The sequence below is a fragment of the Chloracidobacterium validum genome (assembly GCF_018304825.1).
GTDB classification, from domain to species: domain Bacteria; phylum Acidobacteriota; class Blastocatellia; order Chloracidobacteriales; family Chloracidobacteriaceae; genus Chloracidobacterium; species Chloracidobacterium validum.
Genome location: NZ_CP072648.1, coordinates 2,595,655 through 2,621,182 on the forward strand (window position 1 = coordinate 2,595,655; position 25,528 = coordinate 2,621,182).

General features: G+C 61.0%; 22 protein-coding genes, 1 tRNA gene and 1 other RNA gene. 14 read left to right on the top strand and 10 right to left on the bottom strand.

What is annotated here, in order from left to right:
• Positions 1–94 precede the first annotated feature (94 nt).
• From J8C06_RS10880 to J8C06_RS10905, 6 genes are all read left to right on the top strand, one after another.
• Entirely contained in the window at positions 95–745 is a 651-nt protein-coding gene (locus J8C06_RS10880; RefSeq protein WP_211428712.1) for a hypothetical protein, read from the top strand.
• Between the two features lie 81 nt (positions 746–826).
• Positions 827–1,663: a TrmH family RNA methyltransferase gene (locus J8C06_RS10885; protein WP_211428713.1), complete on the top strand. Its 837-nt coding sequence runs from the start codon at positions 827–829 to the stop codon at positions 1,661–1,663.
• Positions 1,653–2,537: a carbohydrate deacetylase gene (locus tag J8C06_RS10890; protein WP_211428714.1), complete on the top strand. Its 885-nt coding sequence runs from the start codon at positions 1,653–1,655 to the stop codon at positions 2,535–2,537. The genes J8C06_RS10885 and J8C06_RS10890 overlap by 11 nt, the downstream gene beginning before the upstream one ends.
• A 2-nt stretch (positions 2,538–2,539) precedes the next feature.
• Positions 2,540–3,562 (top strand): glycosyltransferase family 2 protein, encoded by a 1,023-nt coding sequence (locus J8C06_RS10895; RefSeq protein WP_211428715.1) that lies wholly within the window; start codon positions 2,540–2,542, stop codon positions 3,560–3,562.
• A 48-nt stretch (positions 3,563–3,610) separates the two neighbouring features.
• Complete coding sequence (gene prfA, locus J8C06_RS10900) at positions 3,611–4,684, top strand: peptide chain release factor 1 (protein WP_211428716.1); 1,074 nt, start codon at positions 3,611–3,613, stop codon at positions 4,682–4,684.
• A 12-nt stretch (positions 4,685–4,696) separates the two neighbouring features.
• A complete protein-coding gene (locus tag J8C06_RS10905) occupies positions 4,697–5,149 on the top strand; it encodes a (deoxy)nucleoside triphosphate pyrophosphohydrolase (protein ID WP_211428717.1) in 453 nt (150 codons plus the stop codon).
• A gap of 107 nt (positions 5,150–5,256) precedes the next feature.
• Here the strand turns inward: J8C06_RS10905 and J8C06_RS10910 are convergent, their stop codons facing one another.
• Entirely contained in the window at positions 5,257–7,515 is a 2,259-nt protein-coding gene (locus J8C06_RS10910; RefSeq protein ID WP_211428718.1) for a diguanylate cyclase, read from the bottom strand.
• A 78-nt stretch (positions 7,516–7,593) separates the two neighbouring features.
• Positions 7,594–8,682: a dual-specificity RNA methyltransferase RlmN gene (gene rlmN / locus J8C06_RS10915; protein WP_211428719.1), complete on the bottom strand. Its 1,089-nt coding sequence runs from the start codon at positions 8,680–8,682 to the stop codon at positions 7,594–7,596.
• 332 nt (positions 8,683–9,014) lie between these two features.
• Between rlmN and J8C06_RS10920 the strand changes: the two genes are divergently transcribed.
• From J8C06_RS10920 to J8C06_RS10935, 4 genes are all read left to right on the top strand, one after another.
• On the top strand, positions 9,015–9,194 hold the full coding sequence (locus J8C06_RS10920; protein WP_211428720.1) for a hypothetical protein: 180 nt from the start codon (positions 9,015–9,017) through the stop codon (positions 9,192–9,194).
• Positions 9,195–9,275: 81 nt separating this feature from the next.
• Positions 9,276–10,433, top strand: a complete 1,158-nt coding sequence (locus J8C06_RS10925) for an NAD(P)/FAD-dependent oxidoreductase (protein WP_211428721.1) — start codon at positions 9,276–9,278, stop codon at positions 10,431–10,433.
• Positions 10,434–10,439: 6 nt separating this feature from the next.
• On the top strand, positions 10,440–11,180 hold the full coding sequence (locus tag J8C06_RS10930; protein ID WP_211428722.1) for an SDR family oxidoreductase: 741 nt from the start codon (positions 10,440–10,442) through the stop codon (positions 11,178–11,180).
• Positions 11,177–11,704: a VanZ family protein gene (locus J8C06_RS10935; protein ID WP_211428723.1), complete on the top strand. Its 528-nt coding sequence runs from the start codon at positions 11,177–11,179 to the stop codon at positions 11,702–11,704. Before J8C06_RS10930 ends, J8C06_RS10935 begins: the two co-directional genes overlap by 4 nt.
• Here J8C06_RS10935 and J8C06_RS10940 read toward each other — a convergent pair.
• From J8C06_RS10940 to J8C06_RS10970, 7 genes are all read right to left on the bottom strand, one after another.
• Positions 11,647–12,417 carry an ElyC/SanA/YdcF family protein gene (locus J8C06_RS10940; RefSeq protein ID WP_211428724.1) on the bottom strand — a complete coding sequence of 257 codons (771 nt, stop codon included), beginning with the start codon at positions 12,415–12,417 and terminating at the stop codon, positions 11,647–11,649. The two genes, J8C06_RS10935 and J8C06_RS10940, sit on opposite strands and share 58 nt — an antisense overlap.
• A 3-nt stretch (positions 12,418–12,420) precedes the next feature.
• Complete coding sequence (gene glmS / locus J8C06_RS10945; RefSeq protein ID WP_211428725.1) at positions 12,421–14,277, bottom strand: glutamine--fructose-6-phosphate transaminase (isomerizing); 1,857 nt, start codon at positions 14,275–14,277, stop codon at positions 12,421–12,423.
• A 27-nt stretch (positions 14,278–14,304) separates the two neighbouring features.
• Entirely contained in the window at positions 14,305–14,685 is a 381-nt protein-coding gene (locus tag J8C06_RS10950; protein ID WP_211428726.1) for a hypothetical protein, read from the bottom strand.
• Between the two features lie 142 nt (positions 14,686–14,827).
• On the bottom strand, positions 14,828–15,886 hold the full coding sequence (locus J8C06_RS10955; protein ID WP_211428727.1) for a VWA domain-containing protein: 1,059 nt from the start codon (positions 15,884–15,886) through the stop codon (positions 14,828–14,830).
• Complete coding sequence (locus J8C06_RS10960) at positions 15,858–16,556, bottom strand: LON peptidase substrate-binding domain-containing protein (RefSeq protein ID WP_211428728.1); 699 nt, start codon at positions 16,554–16,556, stop codon at positions 15,858–15,860. Before J8C06_RS10960 ends, J8C06_RS10955 begins: the two co-directional genes overlap by 29 nt.
• A gap of 145 nt (positions 16,557–16,701) precedes the next feature.
• Positions 16,702–19,413 carry a TonB-dependent receptor gene (locus J8C06_RS10965; protein ID WP_211428729.1) on the bottom strand — a complete coding sequence of 904 codons (2,712 nt, stop codon included), beginning with the start codon at positions 19,411–19,413 and terminating at the stop codon, positions 16,702–16,704.
• Between the two features lie 47 nt (positions 19,414–19,460).
• A tRNA-Ser gene (locus tag J8C06_RS10970) sits at positions 19,461–19,550 on the bottom strand.
• A gap of 184 nt (positions 19,551–19,734) precedes the next feature.
• Here J8C06_RS10970 and J8C06_RS10975 point away from each other — a divergent pair.
• The 4 genes from J8C06_RS10975 (at position 19,735) to J8C06_RS10990 (ending at position 24,714) form a co-directional block, all read left to right on the top strand.
• The gene (locus J8C06_RS10975; RefSeq protein ID WP_211428730.1) at positions 19,735–20,136 is read left to right on the top strand and encodes a hypothetical protein; all 402 of its coding nucleotides are present in this window, start codon (positions 19,735–19,737) and stop codon (positions 20,134–20,136) included.
• A 48-nt stretch (positions 20,137–20,184) separates the two neighbouring features.
• Positions 20,185–20,751: a GNAT family N-acetyltransferase gene (locus J8C06_RS10980; RefSeq protein ID WP_211428731.1), complete on the top strand. Its 567-nt coding sequence runs from the start codon at positions 20,185–20,187 to the stop codon at positions 20,749–20,751.
• Between the two features lie 155 nt (positions 20,752–20,906).
• Complete coding sequence (locus J8C06_RS10985; protein ID WP_211428732.1) at positions 20,907–23,966, top strand: beta-propeller fold lactonase family protein; 3,060 nt, start codon at positions 20,907–20,909, stop codon at positions 23,964–23,966.
• A gap of 106 nt (positions 23,967–24,072) precedes the next feature.
• Positions 24,073–24,714 (top strand): CHAP domain-containing protein, encoded by a 642-nt coding sequence (locus tag J8C06_RS10990; RefSeq protein WP_211428733.1) that lies wholly within the window; start codon positions 24,073–24,075, stop codon positions 24,712–24,714.
• A 122-nt stretch (positions 24,715–24,836) separates the two neighbouring features.
• On the opposite strand, the gene ssrA is transcribed toward J8C06_RS10990, so the two are convergent.
• Positions 24,837–25,205: a transfer-messenger RNA gene (gene ssrA / locus J8C06_RS10995) on the bottom strand.
• Between the last annotated feature and the right edge of the window lie 323 nt (positions 25,206–25,528).

Here is a 25,528-nt window from a genome sequence, read left to right on the forward strand (position 1 = left end):
ACTCTATAAAAGCTGTCTTTCGGTTGTCAAACAGACTCTCGGAACATCCAACATCAAAATAAGCTGGACTGGCTGGACGCCATCCCCCGAAACAATGTGGCAATGGTTACGGAGCGCTTGGGAGCGCAGTGAAAGCGCGCTCGACATTTTGGCGAAACTTCATGAAGATAACACGCTGGCGCGTTTGGCGGCCGGAGAAATTCGTGTCTCTGAGGCCCATCTCAACGCCGCCATGGCGGCAACGCCGATGCGGGGCGTGCGCGAGGTAGCGATCGTCACGCACGATGGAAGCTTTACGATTTCGGCGCAGAGTGAACGTTTTTTTCTTGCTCGCGTCAGCGTTCCCTTGCGGATCGAAAGCGTTACCTTCACCCGCTACCGCCGCCGGGTCCATCTGGTTGCGGCCGGGGCCGTGTCGGTTCACGGTGTGACCTTATGGCAACGCGCGGCCGCGCACGTCCTGGCGGGGCTATTTCGGCATGTGCTGGGCGATGCGCACGCCCTGCGGGAAGCTGGCGACCCAGCCGCCGGGATTCGCTTTGATGGGCGCGGCCTGGAAATCAACCTCAACCAAATTCCAGAAGTCCGCTCGGCGCTCAATTTGGAGTACACGATTGCCGGACGACGGCTGCGGCCATTGCATTTTGTCACCATAGACTCGATAACCCCAGTTACAGGACACTTCGTCGTCCGCTCTTCCGTCAACTGGGAAGAACTGGCGGATGCCCTCCGTCACTCAACCTGACCCCGCTGGCCTGCCGTCACCAAGCCTTGCCAGGGGCAGTAAGTGGTTGAACGGCGGCGTGTTATTGTCTTGCTAAGTGCCATGCTGATTGAAACTATCACCAGTCGGAGCAACCCGCTTGTCAAGCGCTTCATTGCCGCACGCGAAGGGCGTGACCGGCAAACGATGTTTATTGAAGGCATTCGCTTGGTTGAGGAGGCCGTATCCAGCGCGATCAAGTTGGAGGCTTTGGCATACAGCCCGCGGCTGCCTGAAACGGCGCGGGGCGCGGCGCTCCTCAGCGAGCTTCAGCACCTTCCCTGCCGAGCGGCACGGCTCACTGAAGACCTCATGACCTACATCAGCGATGTTGAAACTGCGCCCGGCATCATCGCGCTTGGACGCCGCCCGGTGGTTGCCCTGCCAGATGTCGGCAGTCACCATCCAGCTCTGTTTGTATTGGCTGACGGGTTGCAGTCACCAGGTAATTTAGGCGCGCTCATTCGGACGGCCGAAGCCACTGCTGCCACCGGACTGCTGGCAACACTCGGCACGGCCGATCCGTTTCAACCCAAGGCGCTTCGCGCCGCCGCCGGATCAGCCTTCCGCCTGCCGATTGTCACGGGTGAGTCGGCTGCCGTCTGGTGCCAGCAGTTACGCCGGCAAGGAATTCGGATTGTCGCGGCCGACCAACGAGGCGATACCCCATACGATGCCTTTGACTGGCAGCCGCCGACGGCCATCTGGCTCGGCTCGGAAGGCCATGGGTTGGCGTCAGCGAACGGCAACGCACAGACCCAATGCGATGCGCGGCTGACCATTCCGATGCACGGGCGTGTCGAGTCGCTGAATGTGGCCGTCGCTGGGGCGCTGCTCCTGTATGAAGCGCGGCGGCAACGCATGCAAGGGCAGTCCGGGAGAGCGCAGGATGCGCCGTAAGCTCATCGTCAATGCGGACGACTTCGGCATGTGCGTGGGCGTCAACACCGGCATTCTTCGCGCTCACCGCCAGGGCATCGTCACCAGCACCACGATCATGGCCAACGGCCTGGCTTTTGCCGACGCCGTGGCGCGCGCGCAAGATTGCCCCCAACTCGGCGTCGGCGTGCACTTGGTCTTGCTTGGCGGGCCGCCGGTTGCCCCGCCGCAGGATGTGCGCAGCCTGCTCGGCCCAGACGGAACGCTACCAAACGACTTCGGTGTTTTTCTCCGGCGACTTCTCCGGCGGGAACTCCGCCCGGCAGAAATCGAGATCGAGTTTCGCGCGCAGATTGAACGAGTCCTGGCCGCCGGCCTGCGCCCAACCCACCTCGACAGCCACAAACACGCCCATGCTCACCCGCTGGTGCTGGATGTTCTCCTGCGCGTCGCCGAAGCCTACGGCATCCGGTCTCTGCGCCGCCCCCAGGAGCGGCTGGCCTTTGTCTCACTGAGCGGACTCAACCGCCAGGATGCCCTGACGTTTGTCAAACAAAAAGCCAGCGCCCTGGCGCTCGCCCGCTACGCGCGAGCGTTCCGACGCCGGCTGCGAACGGCTCCGGTTCGGATACCAGATGCTTTTTTCGGTTTCGCTCACACCGGATTGCTCAATCCGGCGCTCATCTGCTACATGTTGCGTCTTTTGCCCGTCGGCACGAGTGAACTGATGTGTCACCCAGCCGACATGGATGATACGCTGCGGCGCTATCCGACGCGCTTGAAGGAAGCTCGCCTGCGAGAGCAAGCCGCACTGACCGACCCGCGCGTACGGGATGAAATCATTCGGCAGGGCATTCAACTGGTGAACTTTTCCGACCTTGACCAAAACCCTTGACCATGCTCGACGATGCTGAACATCCCCCACTGACGCCTGAGCTTTCGGTCGTCATTCCCATGCACAACGAAGAAGGTAGCGTCGAAAAGCTCTACGAGCGGCTGCGCGCCGTTTTGGAAGCCCACTATCCGTCGTTTGAAATTATTTTCGTGGACGATGCCAGCCGTGATCGAACCTACCAACTGCTGGCCGATATTGCGGCGCGCGACCCGCGCGTGACCGTCATCAAGCTCAAGCGGAACTTTGGGCAAACCCCGGCGTTGGCGGCCGGTTTCGACTATGCGCGGGGTGAGGTCATCGTCTCCATGGACGGCGACTTACAGCACGATCCGGCTGATTTACCGGCCCTGGTCGAGCCAATTTACGCTGGCTACGACCTGGCCAGTGGCTGGCGGCACAAGCGCATTGACAACTTGGTGCTCCGGCGCATCCCTTCGCGGGTGGCGAACTGGCTGATGTCGAAGCTTTCGGGCGTCAACCTCCATGACTTCGGGACGACGTTCAAGGCTTACCGGCGCGACACCATCAAGCGCATTCGGTTGTATGGCGAACTGCACCGTTTCATTCCGGCGCTGGCGAGTTGGAACGGCGCGCAGATTATCGAAATCCCCATCAAGAACATCAATCGGGAGGATGGGCAATCCCATTACGGCCTTTCGCGGACGTTCCGGGTCTTGTTTGACTTGGTCACGGTTCGTTTTCTGCTCAAGTACGTCACCCGCCCACTGCACTTCTTTGGCATGCCCGGACTGCTTGGACTGTTCATCGGACTCAGCATCTGGGTGGTTCTAGGTTGTAAGAAACTGTTGATTGGCGGCGATGTGTTCACCGTTCACGCCCCCTGGATGATGATGGGCACGCTCCTGATCCTAGCCGGAATCCAGCTTTTTTCGACCGGGCTGGTTGCCGAGTTGCTGGCGCGCACCTATTTTGAGTCACAGGGACAACCGATTTACACGGTCGAAAAGGTCGTGCGCCATCCATCCGCGCACCCGCCAGCGTCGGCCGTGAGCGTGCATACCTGAGCCGACAAGTTGATGGGTAGGGGCGTCTAACCGGTGGTGGATTGAGTTATGTTTGAAAAACTGACAACGCTCGAAGAAAAATACGACGCGCTGACCGCGCAACTCAGCGACCCTGACGTCGTGTCGGACGCCACGCGCTATGCCAAGCTGGCCAAGCAACACAGCGAATTGGCTGAGGTCGTTGAGAAGTTCCGGGAGTACAAGGCCATCGAGGCCAATCTGGCCGGCGCGCGCGAACTGTTGCGCGAAACCGACGACGCCGAGATGGCCGCCCTGGCCCGCGAAGAAATCACCCTGCTTGAAAAGCAGCGGGCAGATTGCCACGCCGAACTCGAACGGCTGCTGATCCCCAAGGACCCCAACGACGAGAAAAACGTCCTGCTTGAAATTCGGGCCGGAACGGGTGGCAATGAAGCCTCGCTGTTTGCCGCCGAACTGTTGCGCATGTACCTACGTTACGCCGAGCAGCAGCGCTGGCGGGTACAGGTGCTGGATGAATCGCTGTCTGAAGTCGGCGGCTTGAAGGAAGGCGTCGTCTTGATTGAAGGCCAAGGGGTGTACTCCCGACTCAAGCACGAATCAGGCGTTCACCGGGTCCAGCGCGTGCCGGCAACCGAATCAGCCGGGCGCATCCACACCTCGACCGTGACGGTGGCCGTGTTACCCGAAGCCGAAGAGGTGGACATCGAAATTGACCCAAAAGATATTCGGATTGATACTTTTTGTTCTTCTGGTCCAGGCGGTCAGTCCGTCAACACCACCTACTCGGCGGTTCGCTTGACCCACCTTCCCACCGGCGTGGTGGTTTCCATGCAGGATGAGAAGTCACAGATCAAGAACCGTGAAAAGGCGTTTCGGATTCTGCGCGCGCGGCTGCTCGACCTCGAACGCCAGAAACAGCACGAAGCCATCGCCGGCGAACGGCGCGCCCAAGTCGGCACCGGCGAACGCAGTGAAAAGATTCGCACGTATAACTTCAAGGAAAACCGCATTACGGACCATCGCATTGGACTGACCCTCCACCAACTCGACACCGTGATGGAGGGTGACTTGACCGGACTGCTTGATCCACTTGTGGCGCACTTCCAGGCGCTCAAGATGCAAGCCGAAGTCGCGGCCTGAATCCAGTTACCCATGGGTGCGCCCCAGCCTCCAGTCATCACGCTTGTCGTTGCTGCCGTCTGTGTGGATGGGCCGCGCGTCCTGGTGACCCAACGGCCAACGACCGGACGGTTTGCCAACCAGTGGGAATTCCCCGGCGGCAAGCTCAACTGGAATGAAACGCCAGAACAAGGGCTGCGCCGCGAGCTGAACGAAGAGCTGGGCGTGGAGGTGGACGTAGGCTTGCCACTCCACGCCATTCACTACACCCTGGATGCGCACCAGGCTTTCGCCGTCCTGTTTTACTGGGCCCGCATCCGGCACGGCGACCTGACCTTACGTGGAGTTCAAGCTGTGCGCTGGGTCGTGCCTGACGAGCTGGCGGCGCTGCCCATACTGTCGCCAAACCAACCGGTCGTGGAGCGCCTGCGGCGACTGGCCGCGCGACCAGGGGGGTTGTGTCCGCAATTTGACTTGGGTGACTAGGCGCACGACCGCGCGCGCCGGCAAGCAGAGTTCTTTGCCCCAATGCCATCCGTCGGCGGCCGGACGAGTGACCACGCCTGACCTTTCAGATGCCATCAAAGACGGCGTCAAGCTGGCGAGGGACTGGCGCCGGACTCCGTTGGGCTTGGCACTTTCCAGAAGCCACTCGGACGTGGCTGGCCCGTGGCTTCGGTTTCAACCACGCAAACCCGATTCCGGCCACTCTGCTTGGCGCGATACAGGGCGCGGTCGGCAAGCTCTAGTAGCTGCTTGTAGTCACTCGTGTCAGACGGGAGTGAAGCCACACCCAAGCTGATCGTCAGACGGCCATCCGGCTGCGATTCACGTCCGGCAAACGGGTATTCCGCAACCCGTCGCCGGAGTCGCTCCGCAAGAATGGCGGCCTGGCTCTTGGGTGTGTTGGGCAGGAGCACGACAAATTCTTCGCCGCCATACCGCGCCAGGAGGTCACTCCGCCGAAAACAACGTTCCATCAACCGGGAGAGGTCTCTGAGCAGTTCATTGCCGGCCTCATGGCCGTTGGTATCGTTGAAGTGCTTGAACCGATCCACATCCAGCATGATGATGGAAAGCATCTGCCCATTGCGTTCGACAAGTTCGGACTTCCGGGCGAGTTTTTCCATGAAGTAGGCGTGGTTGAAAAGCCCCGTCAGGCCATCCGTGATGGCGCGATGCTTGGCGCTGTGATAAGCGCGCAGCATGGCTTCAAACTCGCGCTTTTGGTTGATGAGCGCCTTGACCCGCATGATGAGTTCTTTGCGGTTGACCGGCTTGGCCAGCACGTCCGTCGCGCCTACCTCTAGCCCGTGCAGCTTTTCCGTCGTTTCCAGGGACGCCGTCAACATCAGCACCGGTAGGTACCGGGTCGCTTCAACTTGCTTGATAAGGCGGCACAATTCATAGCCATCCACCATTGGAAGCGCGGCGTCAATGATGACGACATCTGGCAGTCGAGAGGCTGTTTCAAAATGATTGGCATGGAGCGTCGCGGCCGTTTCATTGCCTGCGACCACGATCAGTTGCGCCTTGAGGCTTTCACTTTCAAGAATGTTTCGCAACAGATTGCCGCTCTCCGCGCTGCCGTCCACAATAAGCACCTGTGGCGTGTCTGACAGTGGCAGCCCAATGCGATGTGGCAGGGAAAAGGTCAGCCGGCAGCCGCGCGCGGCGTCGCCACTGACTGTCAGCATGGCGCCATGGAGTTGCAGGATGCGCTGCGTCACGCTCAATCCCAGGGCGATTCCCCGCTCAGGTAGCCCCGTCCCACCGCTTTGTATCAAGCTGTGATAGGTTGCCAACCGCTGCTCGGCCACAATCCCAGACATGTTGTCCTGAAGGGTGACGACAAGGTTTTGCACGTTGCGGGAGATGCGTTGCAGCTCGCCGGTCAGGCTCAACACGCCACCCCGCGGAATGTAGCGCAGGGCATCATCGAGTAGCTGGGATAAGGCCTCGTAGAGACGGTTTTCATCGCCAACGAGCATCTCGCACGCAGGGTCGAGAACAAAGGTCAGTTTCACCTGGCGGCGCTCCGCCACCGGAGCAAAAGCGGACTGTAGCGACTGGAACAGACGGGCAGCAGAAAACTCCCGAACTTCCAGGGCATCACCGCCGCGTTCGAGGCGCACCAACCGCATGAGATCATCCACGATATGGAGTAGGGCCTGTCCACCGGACTCGATGTGCTGAATGAACTCACGCTGCGTTTCGGTCAGTGAACCATAAGCGGCATCCTGCACCATCTCACAGTAGCCCAGGACCGTGGTGAGTGGCGCTCGCAGTTCATAATCCACATTGGCAATGAATTTCTCACGGTCGCGGATGGCTTGCTCGCCAAGTTCGGTGAGGCGTTCCACCGCATGGCGGGTGGCTTCCAGTTGCCGGCTCACCTCAGCGACTTGCGCCTCAGCCTCGGTCAAGCGAGCGCACCACCCACTTTCGCGCAGCAGGAAGGCCCACGCCAACTCCTGACCATCAAAAGCTGCCTCCACATTTGAAGGCGGATCACGCTCGATCAAAACAGCGCCGCACAGCAAGTGGTCCAAGGCCAATCGCCGGATCACAATCCCCGGACTCGCATCTACCGCGAAGGGAAAGCTTGGCAAGTCCGCGCGCCGCTCAACGATGAGGCCCTGAGACTGAATGGCCACCTGTCGCTCGGTCAGTGCCAGTTCAAGGCTTTCGCGCGCGAAATCTTCATAGCCGACCGCAGCGAGCAAGCGAAACCGCTCATCGTCGAAAAAGGCAATGGCCAGTGGAACATTCCCTAGTTGGCGGGACAAATTACCGGCAGCTTGCTGCAACCGATAGATCAACTCTGGTGTGAGCGATTTAGAAACCCACATCCGTAGGGACACGCCAGACCCCCCAACAAAGGAACAGGATGAAGCGCAAGCTTAGGCTTTGAACTTCTGCATTTCGCATTATGCCGACGGGGACGACGTGGCCGCAAGCATACCGCAGGCAGCGAAAATATCGCGCCCGCGTGGGCGGCGCACATAGGTCGGCAGGCCCTTGGCTCGGAGGCGGGACTGGAAGCCCAGAATGCGCTCCGGTGACGATGGGCGAAACGGAATGCCCGGCGCTGGATTGTGGGGAATGAGGTTGACCTTGGCTGCCTCCCGCGCGCGCAGCGGCGCCAACCACTTGAGCAACGCCTGAGCGTGGTCGTCGCCATCATTGATGCCGTCGAGCAAAACATACTCAAAGGTAATCCGTTCCCCCGCGCGGCGTGGAAAGTCCAGGCAAGCCTGGCGTAGCGCGTCCAGCGGATAGGTCAGGTTGACCGGCATCAGCCGCGCGCGCAGCTCGTCAGTCGGCGCGGTCAATGAAACCGCCAAGCCGGGACGGTCGGGTTCGCGGCCCAGGGCCGCAATTTTCGGAACGATGCCGACCGTCGAAAGCGTTACCCGCCGCGGCACGATGTGGAGACCTTCTGGGTCGGCCAGGATACGCAGCGCGCGCATGACGTGCTCGTAGTTGAGCAATGGCTCGCCCATGCCCATCAGCACGAGATTGACGGTAGCCGGACGTGGACGGCCAAGGCGCCGGGAGGCATCGCGAAGAACATAGATGACCTGTGCCACGATTTCATCCGCGGTCAGGTTGCGCTGGAGGCCGAGCGTTGCCGTGGCGCAAAAAGCGCACATCATCGGACAGCCGGCCTGCGAGGATAGGCACAGCGTGATGCGCTTCCCATCGGGAATCCAGACGGTTTCGATGGCCTGTCCGCCGCGGACGGTGAACAGGTAGCGCCGGGTGCCATCCGCAGCTTCAACAACCTGGGTTGCGTGAAGGGGCGCTAGATTGAACGCTGCTGCCAGTTGCCTCCGCGCGGCTCGCGGTAATTCATAAACCTCGTCGAGCGTTTCAACCAGCCGGTGGTGGAGCGCCTGAAAAAGCTGCCGTCCACGGTAGGACGGCAGCCCCTGCTCGGCAACGTATGCGCTCAGTTGTTGGCGGGTCAGACCTAATAAGCCCACCCCTGCCGATTCGTTCATTCCCGCCGGCATGCCAGCCCCTCTTTTCTATTCAAGCTTGTCACCCAGCGCAGGTGCTCCCCACCCCGTCCCGCACCGACGGAACAGCGAACTTGCCTGTGCATTCACGCCATGAAGCGTCCAAAAAGCTTGTGATGGCTGATTACACGCGCATGGTATTTTGTTAAGGTACGCTACGCTACGCATGATGCAACCAACTTTGGCTTAATTTGCGCTTGGACGCTTGAACCAGCCTTCTGGTGGGGCGTGCCACACCGTACAAACAACGCTATCGGTTTCTCTCGTCTTTGATTGCCCCCTGACGGCTAGGTTTCCCCGCCTCCCTTGTCCAGGATGAAACAACCATGGCCACGCGAGCTTTCTGCGATTGTTGCGATGAACCAGCTCGGCAGCTCTTTGACATCACACGCATTCCAGAATTAGCCGAAGTGGTTCGACAGTTTGGCTACCGGGCGGTGTGTCAAGCTTGCTATGACAACCTTTTTGAAGAACTCGAACGTGAAGCAGAAGATGTTGACGCCTAACCGGTTGTTGCACCGGCAATCTCCAGTCTGCTCCAGGCCTACGGCTTGGCGGCAGCCACCTGAAAAGATGTTGGCAAACCTATGAATCAACAAGCTGAAGTCGTCATCATTGGCGGCGGCGTCATCGGATGCAGCATTGCCTACTTTCTGACGCGGCAGGGTTGCCACGACGTGCTCATCCTGGAGCGCGAGAACTTCCAGGGCAAGCACTCGACGGGGCGCAGCGCGGGAGGCGTCCGCCAGCAGTTCGCCACGCCGGTCAATATCCGCATGTCGCGGTTTTCGATAGATTTCTTTACCCAATTCGAAGAACTGACGGGGCAGGACCCTGAATACCGGCGCTATGGGTATCTCTTTCTTGCCACCGAGCCGGCGCAGGTGGACTACCTGCGCCACAACATGAGCGTCCAGCAGGCAGAAGGCGTGCCCGTGGAATTCCTGAGCCGCGACGACATTGCCAAGCTCGTCCCGCAACTCTACGTCGAGGATGTCCTGGGCGGAACGTACTGCCCAACGGATGGCTTCGTGGACCCATACAGCATCATGCAGGGCTTCAATCGAAAGGCGCGGGAACAGGGCGCGCGCATCGAGCTGGAAACCGAAGTGTTGGACATCGTGGTAGAGCACGGGCGCGTGACCGGCGTGGTCACGAACCGGGGCAACATTGCGACGCGCGCCGTGGTCAATGCGGCCGGGGCCTGGGCGCATCTGGTTGGGCGGAAAGTTGGGGTGGAGATTCCTATTCGTCCAACCAAGCGCCAGATCGTGACGACCGAACGTTTTGATGAACTGCCACGCGAACTGCCGATGCTGGTTGACTTGAGCACGGGCTGCTACATGCGCAAGGAAGGGGATGGCGTCATGCTTGGCTGGGCTGACCCCAGCGAACCGGAAAGCTTCGACACGACGTTCAACCCAGATTTCATTGATGCCATCATTGAGCGCGCGCTGCCCCGCGTCCCTTGTCTGGAAAACGCCGCAATCAATCTCCGCCGTTGCTGGGGTGGCCTCTACGACATTTCGCCGGATCACCACGCCATTGTCGGACCGACGCCGAACATCGAAGGTTTTTATATCTGCACGGGCTTCAGCGGTCACGGCATCATGCACTCGCCGGCAATGGGCGTGGCCATGGCAGAACTGATTCTGCTCGGCGAGTCGCGTACGCTCGACGTGACGCCGCTTTCGCTGGAACGCTTTGCCAAAGGCGAGCTGCTGCACGAAACGGCGGTCATTTGAAGTTTCATGTCCGCAACCTACGCGATTTTCGGGGCGACATCCGGCATTGCCCGCGCGGTCATGACCGAACTGGCCAAAGACGGAGCCAAACTCATTCTGGCCGGACGCAACCTTTCCGAAGTCGAGCGCATCGCCAGTGATGTCCGGTTGCGGCATCGCGTCACGACCCACAGCGTCGCCTTCGACGCCTGTGACTTCACAAGTCACGCCTCGGTCTTCGCTGCCGTCGTGGAACAGGCCGGTGACCTGGACGGCATTCTTGTGGCCTTCGGAACACTGACCGACCAAAAGCAGGCCGAACAAGACCCATCGGCGGCTGAAGCCATGATTGTTTCCAACTACACCGGCGTCGTGTCGCTCGTGACGCACGCTGCCAACTACTTTGAAGCGCGACGCAAGGGCGTGATCTGCGTCATTGCTTCGGTGGCGGGCGACCGCGGACGCCAAAGCAACTACGTTTATGGCTCGGCCAAAGCCGGTGTCGCCGCCTTTTGCCAGGGACTGCGCCAACGTCTCTCCAAGAAAGGCGTCCGCGTGGTCACGATCAAACCGGGGATGGTGGAGACCCCGATGACCTACGGACTCAAGTTGCCGCCCATTGTGGTCAAACCGGAGCGGGTGGCGCGTGACATCGCGCGCGCCATCCAACGCGCCGACGGCGACATCTACACGCCGTTTTTCTGGCGCTTCATCATGCTCATCATTCGGATGATTCCCGAACCGGTGTTCAAACGGCTCTCGCTATGACCGATTCACACTATCGCTGGTGGTGGCTTTTGCTTCCCCTTGGCTGGATGGCGGCAATTTTTGTTTTTTCTAGTGATTGGTTTGCCTGGCGCAACACCGCGCCGCTGGCCCGCGGCTGGCTGGCCTGGTGGATGCCGAATCTCGATCAGACGACCGTCGAGACGTTTCACTTGGTTATCCGCAAGCTCGGGCACGTGACCGAGTACGCGCTGCTCGCGTTGCTGTGGCACGTCGCCCTCCGGCGCGTCAGCCGGTGGACGCCCTGGCAGGCGAGCCTGGGCGCAGTCGGCATTTCCATTGGCTATGCAGGTTTCGATGAGTGGCGACAGACCTTCACGGCCGAGCGCAGCGGCAGTCTGACCGACGTTGGTCTCGACAGCCTTGGCGTGCTCCTGGCCGCAGCCGGCATCGCGGCGCTTTACTTGGCGCGCGCGTTGCGCGACCGGATGGCCCGCTCAGCACGGGCTTACCACAGGCGGCGACGCCATCGGCCAAGGTATTCATATGCAGCGCGCTCAGAGTGATGCAGTCCTGCGCCGCTCGGATAAAGATCACCTGGCGTCCAGACGCCATCCGGTTCAGTTGACAAGAAGTCGGTCGGCGCCGGAATGGCCAGTAACTGGTGTGCCTGGCAGGCTTCCAGGGCGCGGGACATGTGCGCGGCGGAGGTCACCAGCAAAAACGGTTCCCGTCCCACCAAGTGGGCCATCGCGCCGACTTCCTCAGTGGTGTTGCGTCCGATGGGTTGCGCCGTGACCCGTTCGGGGGGAACACCCAACGCGCAGGCGGCATCGCGCAGAACGTCGCCGGTTGGGCGCGCGCTAAACACCGCGCCACCAGAAACCACCAACTGCGCGGACGGGAGCGCCCGTTGCAGGCGAATCCCCTCAACCAAGCGCCGGAGTGAAGCCGACGACAGGCACTCCGTCGGTGGCAAGCCTTCCGCATCGCTCGATCCGCCACCCAGCACAACGACCCACCGAATGGTTTGCAAGTCGGGTGGCAGGTTGCCTGACGGGGCCAGCATGGTCTGGTCGCGCTCCAGGGGACGGAGGAGCGCGTTGGCCGTCCAGCCGTGGCCACTGATGGCTAACAACCCGGTGGCGGCTGTGACGACGATCTTGCCGGCGCGCTGCCACCGCGAAAACCACAGCAACCCCAACCCGACGCCCAAACTCACCAGGATCAGCGATAAGGGGAACAGAAGCGGCGCAAGAAACTTCTCAAGGTAGAACACGGCTCATTCAACCGTTACGCTCTTGGCAAGGTTCCGGGGCTGATCCACGTCACAGCCGCGCCGGACGGCGATGTGATAGGCCAGCAATTGCAGGGGCACGACCGCCAGCACGGCCGAAAGCGCATCGCTTGCCGCCGGGACTGGAATGACGTGCTCGGCCAGTGTCGCCGTTTGGGTGTCGCCCTCGGTCACAATGGCGATGACACACCCATCGCGGGCCTTGACTTCCTGCAAGTTTGATAGGGTCTTTTCGTAGCGTACTTCAGAAGCCGGATTGCCGGCTTCACGCGGCATCACCATAACGACCGGCAGCCGCTCATCAATCAGGGCATTTGGGCCATGCTTCATTTCGCCGGCCGGAAAGCCTTCGGCGTGAATGTAACTGATTTCCTTGAGCTTGAGCGCGCCCTCCAGCGCGATGGGGAAGTGTACCCCTCGCCCCAGGTAGAGAAAATCCGACGCGCGAAAGAACTCTTTGGACAGCTCGGCCAGGGCCGCGTCCTGGCCCAAGGTAGCTTCCAACTTCGTGGGCAAGGCGAGCAGTTGCTCGACATGCGCCCTGACATCGGCCGCTGACAGCACGGCGCGGTGCTGGCCGAGGTACAGCGCCAGCAAGTAGAGCGCGACAATTTGGGAGGTAAACGCCTTGGTCGAAGCGACCGAAATTTCCGGCCCTGCATGCGTCAACAACACGCCGTCCGCTTCACGCGCCGCCATCGAGCCAGGCACGTTGCAAATCGCAAACGTGGGGCAACCACGGTGCTTGGCCTCCCGCAGCGCGGCAACAGTATCGGCCGTTTCGCCAGACTGGGTGATGACCACGACCAAGGTGTGCTCATCCAGGAGCGGATTTCGGTAGCGAAACTCGCTGGCGTAGTCCACCTCAACTGGCAGGCGCGCCAGTTCTTCAATGACCGACTTGCCCACCAGCGCGGCATGCCAGCTCGTGCCACAGGCGGCAATGACCACACGCCTGAACCCCTCCCAAGCGCTATCGGGAATCTTCGTTGGATCGAGATACACCCGCCCATCATCCAGACTGACGCGCCCGGCCAAGGTTTCGCGGATGGCGCGCGGCTGCTCGTGGATTTCCTTGAGCATGAAGTGTTTGAAGCCACCCTTTTCGGCCATGATGGGGTCCCACGTCACCCGCTGCACCGGTGGCGCGGCTGGTCGCCCGGCAAAATCCATCACCTGTACGCCATCGCCACGCGCGACTGCCAGGTGCCCATCTTCGAGAAAAACGACATCCCGGGTGTGATGCAAAATTGCCGTCACGTCCGACGCCACGAAGTTTTCATCCTGGCCCAAGCCGATGATGACCGGCGGCCCAGAGCGCGCCGCCACGACCGTGTCTGGCTCGTCGGCCGAAATGACGGCAATGGCAAACATCCCGGTCAGCTCCAGCGCCGCGCGCCGAACGGCTTCGGCCAGCCTCAGGCCTGACTGCTGATAGTTGCCAATCAGATGGGCGATCACCTCGGTGTCGGTTTGCGTCACAAACGTATGCCCGGCTTGCTCCAGCGCGCGCTTGAGCGCCAGGTAGTTTTCGACGATGCCGTTATGGACGACGACGATGCGGCCGCTTGCGTCGCGGTGTGGATGGGCGTTTTCCTCGGTGGGGCGGCCATGGGTGGCCCACCGGGTATGTCCGACACCGTAGCTGCCCGCCAGCGGGGCGCGCTGAATCGCGGCTTCCAGGTTGTAGAGCTTTCCAGACGCGCGGCGGAGTTCGAGTTGGCCGTCAGCAACGACGGCCACACCGGCGGAGTCATATCCACGATATTCCAGGCGCTTGAGGCCATCGAGCAAAACCGACACAACCGGCCGTGGGCCGACATAACCGACAATCCCGCACATGAGCGAAGTCCTTTTCTGAGGAGAGTGTTACCTTTCGGGTGCGGCGTCATTGGGCGACGCATCAATGGATTGCCCATAGCGCTTCTCGACCAGGCGGCGATTGGTCAAGCGAAAGACGATGCGCCCTGGCTCGATGCGCTCAACGACGCCATCATAAAAATGCATTCCGGCGCGCACCACCAGCGTGGTTTCGTCCTCGACCCGAACGAAGGCCGTATAACCGCGCGTGGTCTCGGAAATACCCAGCACCTCCACCCCGGCAATCAAGTAGGGACGGCTGTCTTCGCGTTTGATTTTTTTCGCTGCGAGCTGCTCACGATAGGCGGCGACACGAGCTTCAACCGAAGGATACTTGTCTTTTGAAGGACGCGGCGCAGCTTCGACAGGCTCGGATGGGCGGTCAGGCACTGGTCGTTTCGCCTTGCGTTTCGCTGCTGGTTGGGTGGTTTGGGCCAGTCCGCGCGGCCCGCCCGGTGCAAGCAGCGCCCAGCCAAGCGCGACGGAACACACACCAACTGACCATAATAAACGAAGCTGAGGTGACGAATAGTCATTCATTGGCGTTGGCGTAATAACCGGCGCGGTGGCGAACCTTCCAATCCGGGTGACGTGAAATTTCAATGCGAATGGCGCGAAATGCCGCGGATTCGTTCGTCGGTGTGTAAGCCAAAACGAAGCACTGCCGCAAATCCGTGTCAATCTGCTCGAAGGCCGTGAAGAACTCACGGTCAAGGCGTGGGAAAAACGCCTGCCCACCAGTTGCGGCGCATAGCCGTTCGAGTTCGGCGCGATTGACGGTTCGACTCGTATCCGCCGCATTCAGCTCTGGCTGACCAATCCCCAGCGCGTAGATACTTACGCCACCGCGCCAGGCGCGCTCGATGACTTCCCCCAGCCGGACGAGTCCCTCGCTATCAAACCCGTCGCTGATGACGACGACAATCCGGCGGCGGCCGTCGCTCGTGTCAGAACTGAGCAAGGTGTCTATCGCCGCGTAAATCGCGGCATAGAGCGCCGTCCCAGGCGGCGCAACGTTTGCCGGATCGAAAGGCGCGATCCTTCCTAGGGGAGACGGCAGGCGCTCATCCAGCGTTGAGAGCGATGCCTGCAAGGCGGATAGTTCGCCGGTCAACGGCTGCGCCAGCAGAATATCCTGCTGACAGGCAAGCAGGGCCGCCCGATCCTGGGGCAGGCGCAGCAAGCGCGCCAGAAAACCACTGGTGGCGCGCTTCGCCAGCGGCAGGCGACGAACCATGCTGCCGCTACAGTCAAGCACCAAGGCGGCCGTGATTGGCAACGTCGGGGCCGGCTGCAACGAGACGATTTCCTGCTCGACGCCATCCTCAAAGAGCTTGACTTCCTCGGCGGCAAGGTCCGTGACCGGACGATTCGACCGATCCACGACCGTGAAGGGAACGATGACCTGCTGCGCGCGCAAGGTCACGAGCGTGTCATCCGGGACGCCGGGGCGCTCCTGGGCCAGGGCGTCCAGCGTGCATCCAACCAGCAGCCACCAGGCCATCACCGCACATCGCAACGCGACCTGCCACCGCGTTGTCGTCGTCGGGGAGCGTAGCAGGTCACGAGTCGAGGCGGCCCAGCCTGCCATGCGGTCCATGCCCGTTGGTCTTAGCCAGTTCGTTGACGGCAGCACGTAGCTCGTATTTCTCCACGGCTGGGATGAGCAGCCGGCGCAGACGGTCAAGGCGCTCTCCGGTGTCGGTCAACTCAAGCAGTGTCATCTTTTGCTCATCGCTCATCTGGAGCAGCGAGGCTACGAGAAAGGACAACGCCTTGGGGTCTTCAGGTAAATCATCCGGAAAGGTGTCTTCTTCGCGGCTCATGGCCCGAATGGCCTTGATGGTTCGCTGAAAGGTTGCACGTACGGCCTCGGCGACTTCGGTGAGGTTTTCGGTGATGGGTTGGTCATCAAAGAACGTCACCAGTCCTTCCAAGTATGGCTCGTCTTGAAAGTACTCCAGGGCATGGTAACGCGATAGCCCCGTTGTCAGAATGTTCATGCGGCCTTCTTCGAGTGGAACGGTCGCAATGATGAAAGCGGCACAGCCGACCCGCCCAACAGGTGGCGGAAAACCTTCCCGCCCCATCACAAAGGTCACGCCAAAGATTTTTTCTCCGGCTAGGCAATCGCGTACCATGGCCTTGTAGCGTTCCTCAAAGATGTGCAACGGCAGCATAGTTCCGGGAAACAAGGCCACCGGGAGCGGAAAGATGGGAATCCGCTTCGTACCTTCAAGGGTGGGCAATGGCTGGTTCATAGACGATTTCATTACTTACGGTAGTTGGTGGGTATGATTCCACAGGTAACACCACTTTGTCGAAGTCATGCAGCGGCTTGCCGGTACTTCATAGCAGGGTTTGCTGGCTGCCTCTAGCCTGGCACCCCTACAAACGCACGGTGTACTAGAAACGCACGGTGTAACGGATCGTCAGGTTACGGCCCGGAGCGTCAACCCCAGATGAAATCGTGCGGTAGTTCTGATCTAGAAGGTTGTCAACCGCCACCGTGAGGTCCTGCCGTTCGCCAAACCGATACCCACCGCGAAGGTTGAGCGTCATCCAACCCGGCAACACGGGGAAAAGCGGGGCGCTGGTTGCCGTCCCAAGCACGCGGTTCTGGATTTGCGCCAGGGTCTCGCCGGTCAGCCGCAGGCGGTCGTCTGCCGTGCCGAATCGGCCGTCGGGGCCGGCCTCGACCAAGCCCCGGACGGTCGCGCCGCGCCGGAAAAAGTTCTGAATTTGCGTGCGCGTTCGGGTTGCGCCAATGCGCCGGTCGTCCAGATTGAGCGATGACAAACGGGTTTGCCGATGCGCGGCGGCCGCCACGCCTTCCACCCACCACGCGCTGCCTGGAGGTTGATAGCGAAGGCGCAGGAGTCCCTGCGGCGGCGGCGTGCCTCCCTCGACATCCGGCGGTTGCCCGGTAGCGCGGTCTTCCGCATGCAGCCAGGTGAAATTGCCGGACAGCGACCAGCTTGGTGTGAGCTTGACGCCTAGCGAGCTTTCAATGCCAACAATACGCGCATCCGTGAAGTTGGCACGGATCCGCACCGGACTCACCGCCGGCGCAACGAAGACCGCGCCGGTTGGCAGTTGCGCCGTGATGATTTCCGTCCCCAGGCGCGTGCCCACTGCGCCCAGGGGTAAAATCAGTGTCTGGGTTGTCAGGAGGTCATTGATGTTGGTCACGAAGCCGGTGACATCGGCATCCAGCCGCCCGTTGCGGTAGCGCAGACTGCCTTCGTAGCTCAGGCTGCTTTCTGGAATGACCTGTCGAACCGGCAGCCCAGTTGAAACAGCCGTGGCATCGGCGGTGGTTCCGATGAAGGCATTGCGTCCGGCAACGGCGGGGGCAGCAACCTCATACACGCCGTTACCCTGGAGTCCAAGCGAACCCAAGTCCGTCATGTTTGGCGGACGAAAGCCACGCGCCACATTACCGGCTAAAACAAAGCCGCGCCCAAGCTGCCATGCGCCGCTCAGGCGAAAGGTCCAGGCGGCCGTTCGTACGGCATCGTCCTCGACGACGGCCCGCCCGCCGACCGGCGCATTGTCACGCGCGCGCGCCCGATAGGAAGCCACGCCGTAGCGCAGACTCGCGGACAAACGCAGGCGATTCGGCAGAGCCTCCCACACATCTTGGACAAAGAAGCCGTAGTTGTTGACGTACGCGCCGGTTGGCACCCGCGGGCGAGCTGCGACGGCGACACCTGTCGTTGGATTGACGTCGAACGCTCGCCCGCGCATGACATCCCGGTAAACATCCGCGCCGCCCAGCAGGGTATGCCGTCCAACGACCTTCGAGCCAAAGAGCGATACCCCACCGGTGCGCGTCCGCTCATACTGTGAACCGATGAGCGCCTGTGGGTTGCCCTGGCCACCCTGGTTGATGCGTTCCTCGCGCTGGATGTTGAAACTTCCGGTGACGGTCACACTGTCGAACCAGCCAATCCGTTGGCCGTCATAGCGCACATAGCCAAAATCAAGCATCAGGTTTCCAAGCCGCGCGATGAGGTTGCCGTCGCCGCCAAGCAACTGATCCGACCGCTTGCCGCCGTCCTGCTGTCCGCGTTGGTAGTGGAAGACGAACTGATGCCCGCTGGCGGGCGTCGCCACGGCCTTGAGGCTGCCGGCATACTCGGTAAAGGCCGTGTCGGGCTGGCGCTCGCCATAGAAGCGATTCGATGGCAAATCAAAAAACCGGGTCACGGCTGCGCGGGAGTCGCGCCCGCCACCTGCGCGGAGCGTGTTGATCCGCCGCCCGGCCACATTCACCACCGCGCCAACGCGGGTCGTTCCAAAGGCAAGGCGCGTGGCGTTGCCAAAACCGGCAGTGGCGCTTGTGCCAAAGAACGAACTTTCGCCGCGAAACTCAAAGCCAGTTGCCGTCAGTGGCGCGGTCGCCGTGAGCAACTGGATGCTCCCGCCCAAGCTGTCGCTGCCATACTGTGCGCCGTGGGGGCCATGGAGTACCTCCGCGCCACGCAGCCCGCTGGGTTCGAGCAAGTTGAAAAAGGTGCTGATGCCGCCTCGCTGGGCACTGGTGGTGTACCGCACGCCATCCACGAAAACCGATACGCGACTAGCCACCAACCCACGGACGAAGACCCCACCGAGCGTCGGGCTGGTCTGCTGGACAGACAGCCCGGCCTCTTCAGCGAAAGCCTCAGCCAAGCCCTGCGTCGCGCGCTCCCGCAACCGCCCGACCGGAATCACCGTGACCGTTTGCCCAAGTTCGTCTTTGTCTTGCACCAACCCGACATCGGCCGTCACGGTGACCGTCTCGGCAACAGACGTGGTGACCACAACCAGATCGCGCTGAGTCGGGACGCCGGCTGCCAGCGCGACGGCCAATCGAACACCAAGCCCATCGGCTGTCGCGGCAACGAGTTCGTAGGCCCCAGGTTGAATGTCGTCAAAGAGATAGCGACCATCCGTGTCGCTGAGGGCGGTCGCCACGACCGACTGACGCGCGGTCAGCAACGTCAATCGCGCATTGGCCACCGGCACACCCGCAACGTTGCGCACATATCCGGTCAGCGTCGTTGAATCCCTTGCCGCCACTTGGGCAAGGCCTAGCCACAAGCCACTCCCAAGGAGGAGGGCGAGCGCCAAGAAACGTCTCATAAATCTTGTGAAGGCCTAGCGCGTTTGAAAGAAAGTGGCGGAGAAGGAGGGATTCGAACCCTCGGTACGCTTTCGCGTACACCGGTTTAGCAAACCAGCGCACTAGGCCACTATGCGACTTCTCCGCGTGACCTCATAAGTTCAGTAAGTATCGTGCGCCGGTTTACATCCTGTCAAGGTCGTTCTTGGGCGTGGCCGTCGTTCCTCGATAGGCTGGCCCGTCTTGCCCGTCTTGACACATACCGCTTGGCAAGGACGCAGAACCCAGGCAGGATGCAGGAACGAGGTTGACACAAGGGAGAGGTGGCTTTGAAACAGGTCCTCTTGAAGAACGTCCTGGTGGGACTGGTCCTCATGGGACTGATGACCCCAATGGTCTGGGCGCAGAAGCGCGTCAAGTTTCCCAAGGGTCAAACGTCGGTCATCTTGAAGGGCCGCACCACGGGTGGTCCGAGCGAAAGCGGCGGGATGAATCCGGTGGCTTACGTGTTCCGCGCGCGGCGTGGGCAGCATTTGACACTCCGGTTGACTTCGGCCCGGAAACATGCCGTTTTCGGACTTTACGCGCCGGGCATGGAGCTTGTTGAAGGCGCGCAGGGCGTCACCGACTGGAGCGGTGAGCTTCCCGCGACGGGAGACTACGAAATCATCGTTTTCCCCGAAGATGAGCGAACCAACACCACCTTTGCGCTCGAAATTACCATTGTTTGAGTTCCCGCCGGTGGCAATAGCCCCTCGCTGAATAGAGAGAATGGTACCATGCAACTGCGCTCCGACGTGACACTGACCACGGCACGCTTGTTGCTCCGACCAACGGCGCTGGATGATTTCCCGCGCTGGGCGGAGATGATGGCTGACCCAGAGGCAGCTCGGCATATTGGCGGCGCGCAACCACCAGCCGTCACTTGGCGCGCCATGATGAGCATGGCCGGCGCGTGGGCGCTGACCGGCGTGGCGATGTTCTCCGTGCTTGAACGCGCAACCGGCCGTTGGGTAGGTCGGATTGGACCTTGGCAGCCCTACGGCTGGCCGGGAACTGAAGTCGGATGGGCGTTGCACCGCGATGCCTGGGGCAAGGGCTACGCTACCGAAGCGGCGGCGGCCTGCCTGGACTATGCCTTCGATAGCCTCGGTTGGGATGAGGTCATCCACTGTATCGCGCCGGACAACACGGCCTCCCAACGGGTTGCCCAGCGCCTGGGCGCGCGCAAGCAAAGGGTGGCGCGACTGCCCGAACCCTACCACCACGAACCAATTGAAGTTTGGGGACAGTCCCGTGCCGACTGGGCCATCCACCGACAACACCTGAGCCGCGCCATAGGCTGACAGAGGGTTGCCCATGGTGTGGAATGCCGGGTTTTGAACCATACGGGCGTTATGTTTGATTCGATCGCCTAACCCGTACCGTCCCTGTCCTGCTGTTCATGGAGCCAGCTTTCGTTCGTTCGCTTAGTTTAGTGGCCTGCCTCAGCTTGATGCTTTTGGCATTACTGTTCGCTGGCGGGCCTATCGCCGCCGACCGTGTCGCCCAGCCGCAACCAGAGTTTCGATTGACGCCGGCCGGAACACTGATCCGGGATGCCAAGACGCACCAACCGGCCGTTGGCGCGTTGCCGGTCAAGCTGGTTCGCTCCCCAGATGGTCGCTATCTCGTCGTCGTCAACAGCGGCTTCGGCATGCAGCGCAACGCGACGCATCACCTGCACCAGTCACTGGCCGTTATTGACTTGGCAGCGCGGCCGGCTCCGGTCGTCATTCAGAATGTCTATGTTCCGGCACCGCAGAGTGTTTGCGTCGGGGCCGTGTTTTCTCCAACGCGGACGGAAGCGGGCAGCTACACCTTGTATGTCTCCGGTGGAAACGAAAACAAAATCTGGTGTTTTCAGTTCACCCCCGGAGCCGAGCGTCCGCTAACGCCGGCAGCCGACGACTTCAACGTGTCCGTGGAAGCGCCGTTTCTGGATGTGACCACCATGGCCACGGAGCCAGCCTCCCCGCGCTACAACAACAATTTCGCACCGGTGTTTCCGCTGGGTTTGGCGCTTGACGCCGCTGGCGACACGCTCTACAGCGCCAACAATCTGGGCGACAGCTTGGGCATCCTGCACCTGAATCGTGACCAGCCCAGCCTCAGCAGCGTGAAGCTGCAAAACCCTAAGCGGCCGACGCAGGCAACCTACCCTTACGAGGTCGTCGTTGTCTCGACTGCCCAGGGTGAGAAGGTCTATGTGTCGTGCTGGGGCGACGGTTCACTGGCGGTTGTCAATCCGGGTAGGCAGGCCGTCAAGTTTATCGAGCTTGCCCGTCATCCAACGGCTATGGCGCTCGACCGCGCCCAAACGCGACTCTACGTCGTCAACTCAGACGGCGATGCGGTCAGTGTCATAGATACCAGCCGGGACGTTGAGATCGAACGGATCGCGCTCCGACTGGATGAAAGGCAGCGTGGGGGCGCGAGTCCGCAGAGCTTGGCACTGGATGAAACAGAAAGCGTGCTCTATGTCGCCAACGCGCGGGCCAACTGTATTGCGGTCGTCGCGCTCGGCGAGCAGGCGCGTCCCGCCGGGGCGACCAACGGGGCGCAACGCTCAACCGCTCCAACATCCAGACAGCCATCCAGGCAGCGACAACGTTCCAAAGAAACCGAGCGGGAAGCGGAAAGCACCGAAAAACGCCAGATGTCGTGCGTGAGGGGCTTCATCCCGACCGGCCTCTATCCATCGGCCGTTGCCGTGGTGGGCAACCTACTGATAGTCGGAAATGGCAAAGGAACTGGGTTTGAAAACTCATCGGTCGTCGCCACTTCGTCAGGACGCTTCCCCAATGCTCCAAACGACCGTTTTCCGGTCGGAACCGGCCAACATCAGCAGGGTGGGCAGTATAGCGTCGCGCTGGTTGGCGGAACACTGAGCCGCATCACGCTGCCTGATGACCGGCAACTGGCCGACTACACCCGGCAAACCCTCCAGAACATCGGCTTGCTCGGTGCGCGTCGGACCCGACTCTTTAGCGGGGCGTCCCCGATCAAGCACATCATCTACGTCATCAAGGAAAACCGCACCTACGACTCCGTCTTTGGTGATTTGGAAAAAGCCGGAGACGGAACACCGGCCGATGGCGATCCTTACCTGGCACTCTTTGGGGCAGGCGATGCGGCGGTTGCCCGCGATGGCACGGCCCAGATCGTGACGCCGAATCACCGCGCACTGGCCCTACGATTTGGTTTGTTTGACCGCTTCTTCGTCAACTCAGAAGCTAGCCCGGACGGGCACAACTGGGCGACGGCGGCCCTGTCGAGCGACTATACCGACAAAGCGTTTCGCTGGGAGTACTCGCGGCGGTCACGCACCTATGATTACGAAGGCTTCAATCGTTTGCCGAACTTTGCGCCGCGCGCTGGCGTCCCTCCGGCGTTTGACCTGCCGGCGACGGCGGAGGACATCGAGCGTTTTCTGGATCGGTTCATTCCCTACCGGCAGGGCGCGCGCGACGTTGCCGAACCCGAAACCCTGTATCTCTGGGACGCGGTTGCGCGTGCCGGATTGACCTATCGCAACTATGGCGAGTTTGTCGGAACGGTGTCGCAGGCAGAACTCGATGCCATCAACGCCAATCGGCGCCGGACATACCCGGATTTGACGCCGAACGTGACGGCGACACCAACGAAGAAAGCGCTAGAAGGCAAGGTTTGCCCGACCTTTCGCAACTTCGACATGCACACGCCCGACGCCATGACGACCGATTCTTACCTTGCGGCCGTTCAGAGCGCAGGCGCGGTGGATGCCGTCATCTCGCTCCAGCATCCTGATGGTCGCTTTCGGGGCACGTCACGGCTTGGCGCGTGGCTGGACGAGTTCAACCAGTATGTGGAAGCGCGGAAGGCAACCGGACGTGATGCGTTGCCGAATCTTTCGATGGTGCGTCTTTCCAATGACCACACGAGCGGGATGACGCCAGGGCTTCCGACACCACAGTTTCACGTTGCCGATAATGACTACGCGCTTGGACGCTTGGTCGAGGCCGTTTCAACCTCGCCTTACTGGAAAGACACCGCCATCTTTGTCGTCGAAGACGATGCGCAAAACGGTCCCGACCATGTGGATTGTCATCGGTCGGTAGCCTTGGTCATCAGCGCCTACAATCGCCCCGGACGGCTCATTCACGAATATCACACGACCGTCAGTTTGATTCGCACGATGGAGCTGCTGCTTGGGCTGCCGCCAATGAACGCACTGGATGCAAACGCTGTACCGATGGCGATATTTCAAGACCAGCCTGACCTGCGCCCGTACCGGGCCCTGCTCCCAACCGTCGCGGCGAGCAATCTCCTGGTCGGTCCGCCCAAAACCGCCCAGGAAGCAGCGATGGTGCGGTGGTGCCGCGCCATGAACCTCGCCCATGCCGACCTGGAAGACGCGGATGAACTCAACGACATCATCTGGTACGCGGCTTGTGGAGACCGCCGACCGGGACCAGGACCGAGTCCGCATTTGCCGGTTTTTGCCGCGTTGGCGCAGGGCGTCGCCGAGCGCGACGATTGAACCAACCACTACCTGCCCTGATAAAAAACTTGACACTGCTTTTCGTAACGCGATAGAGAAGCGCCCAGTCCTTTCATCATTCCTTAACTTTTGAGAGTGAATTGACATGGTGCTTCACTTAGGGAAGCAACTGCGTCGTCTTGTTGTGACGACCGTTGTGGTACTCACCTTGGCTACGGCCGCCTCGGCTCAAATCGAAGACAATCGTCACCAGCCCTACAAAGGCTTCACTTGGGGTTATTGTACCTACTATGCCGCGCAGGTTTTCGATCACTTTGCGGCCGATGAAGGCGGTATTGACTGGCGCGGCAACGGGGGCATGTGGTTGCGCGCGGCGCAGGAAAAAGGCTGGCAGACCAGCACCAACCCACGCGATGCGCGGATTGGCGCGATTATCGTTTGGCAAAATGCCGGGCGCGGCCATGTGGCCATCGTGGATGACGTTTATGAAGATGGGATTCTCATCAGTGAAATGAACTGGCGCGTCAACAGCGATGGCGACGCCACAGGTGGCTTCAATCGCATCAGCCAGTCGTTCTTGCCTTTTTCCACGAATCTCGACCGGGGCGTACGGCGGCGCTACTGGTTTGCCGGTTATGTCTTTCCAGAGAAGGTAGCTTCGGCGGCCAACGCCGCTTCAGCCGCGAATACGCGGCTTCGGTCCGCTGAAGCGATGTCGCGCCCGCGCATCGTTTCGGAGCCGCTGCGAACAGACCAAACAGGCCGGACAGCGCTCACGCGGGACTAGTTGGACCGACCTGACAGCGCGAAGCCAACCGGATGGCGTTCGCCACCTGGATGGCGCGCCAATCCGCCTGGCTGAACCCAACATGCAGAAAAGCCCTAGCGTTTTGCGCTAGGGCTAACGGGTGGTGGAGATGGAGGGAGTTGAACCCTCGTCCGCGAACCTTCGGCGTTGGAGACTACGTGCGTAGTCGCTTCCGTTGCATCTCGTACTTGCGCCGCCGGAGCAGCGACCTTGAGCAGCGCAACTACCAGCCGAGTTTTATCTCGCGGCCACGCCCTCGGCGCAGCGTTGCCGCCAGCTCGTGAACGTCACGCCTGCGTCATCCGGCACGAGCCACCGGATGGGCAGACGGCTCAGCAGTTTTTAGGCTGCGAGAGCAAATTCCTGCGTTTCGGCAGGTAATGGTTTCCACACGTTTTGACGAGCGGCATGGTCGCCCGGCACGCCTCACAAACACCTCACACTGTCCACGTCGAAACCGTGACATCCCCAGATTGTCAAAGAGCCGCGACACCCAAGCGCCACGACAGCAGGTGAGCATACCACATCCAAACAGGAACCATGACCTAAAAATTGCCACCTGTTCACAAAAGGGTGGCACAGGCATTCCTGCCTGTGGTCAATGTCCCACCGGCTACTTTTACAAAAGGGTGGCACAGGCATTCCTGCCTGTGGCCAATGTCCCACCGGCTACTTTTACAAAAGGGTGGCACAGGCATTTCTGCCTGTGGCCAATGTCCTACCGGCTACCTTTACAAAAGAGTGGCACGGCATTCCTGCCTGTAGCCAATGTCTCGCGCGTGCTATGTTCATG

Coding starts and splice junctions, on each gene's coding strand:
- J8C06_RS10990 (WP_211428733.1), top strand. CDS start 24,073: ATGGTGCTTCACTTAGGGAAGCAACTGCGTCGTCTTGTTGTGACGACC.
- glmS (WP_211428725.1), bottom strand. CDS start 14,277: ATGTGCGGGATTGTCGGTTATGTCGGCCCACGGCCGGTTGTGTCGGTT.
- J8C06_RS10960 (WP_211428728.1), bottom strand. CDS start 16,556: ATGAACCAGCCATTGCCCACCCTTGAAGGTACGAAGCGGATTCCCATC.
- J8C06_RS10980 (WP_211428731.1), top strand. CDS start 20,185: ATGCAACTGCGCTCCGACGTGACACTGACCACGGCACGCTTGTTGCTC.
- J8C06_RS10930 (WP_211428722.1), top strand. CDS start 10,440: ATGTCCGCAACCTACGCGATTTTCGGGGCGACATCCGGCATTGCCCGC.
- J8C06_RS10905 (WP_211428717.1), top strand. CDS start 4,697: ATGGGTGCGCCCCAGCCTCCAGTCATCACGCTTGTCGTTGCTGCCGTC.
- J8C06_RS10955 (WP_211428727.1), bottom strand. CDS start 15,886: ATGGCAGGCTGGGCCGCCTCGACTCGTGACCTGCTACGCTCCCCGACG.
- J8C06_RS10885 (WP_211428713.1), top strand. CDS start 827: ATGCTGATTGAAACTATCACCAGTCGGAGCAACCCGCTTGTCAAGCGC.
- J8C06_RS10880 (WP_211428712.1), top strand. CDS start 95: ATGTGGCAATGGTTACGGAGCGCTTGGGAGCGCAGTGAAAGCGCGCTC.
- J8C06_RS10920 (WP_211428720.1), top strand. CDS start 9,015: ATGGCCACGCGAGCTTTCTGCGATTGTTGCGATGAACCAGCTCGGCAG.
- J8C06_RS10935 (WP_211428723.1), top strand. CDS start 11,177: ATGACCGATTCACACTATCGCTGGTGGTGGCTTTTGCTTCCCCTTGGC.
- J8C06_RS10895 (WP_211428715.1), top strand. CDS start 2,540: ATGCTCGACGATGCTGAACATCCCCCACTGACGCCTGAGCTTTCGGTC.
- J8C06_RS10910 (WP_211428718.1), bottom strand. CDS start 7,515: ATGTGGGTTTCTAAATCGCTCACACCAGAGTTGATCTATCGGTTGCAG.
- J8C06_RS10890 (WP_211428714.1), top strand. CDS start 1,653: ATGCGCCGTAAGCTCATCGTCAATGCGGACGACTTCGGCATGTGCGTG.
- prfA (WP_211428716.1), top strand. CDS start 3,611: ATGTTTGAAAAACTGACAACGCTCGAAGAAAAATACGACGCGCTGACC.
- J8C06_RS10925 (WP_211428721.1), top strand. CDS start 9,276: ATGAATCAACAAGCTGAAGTCGTCATCATTGGCGGCGGCGTCATCGGA.
- rlmN (WP_211428719.1), bottom strand. CDS start 8,682: ATGCCGGCGGGAATGAACGAATCGGCAGGGGTGGGCTTATTAGGTCTG.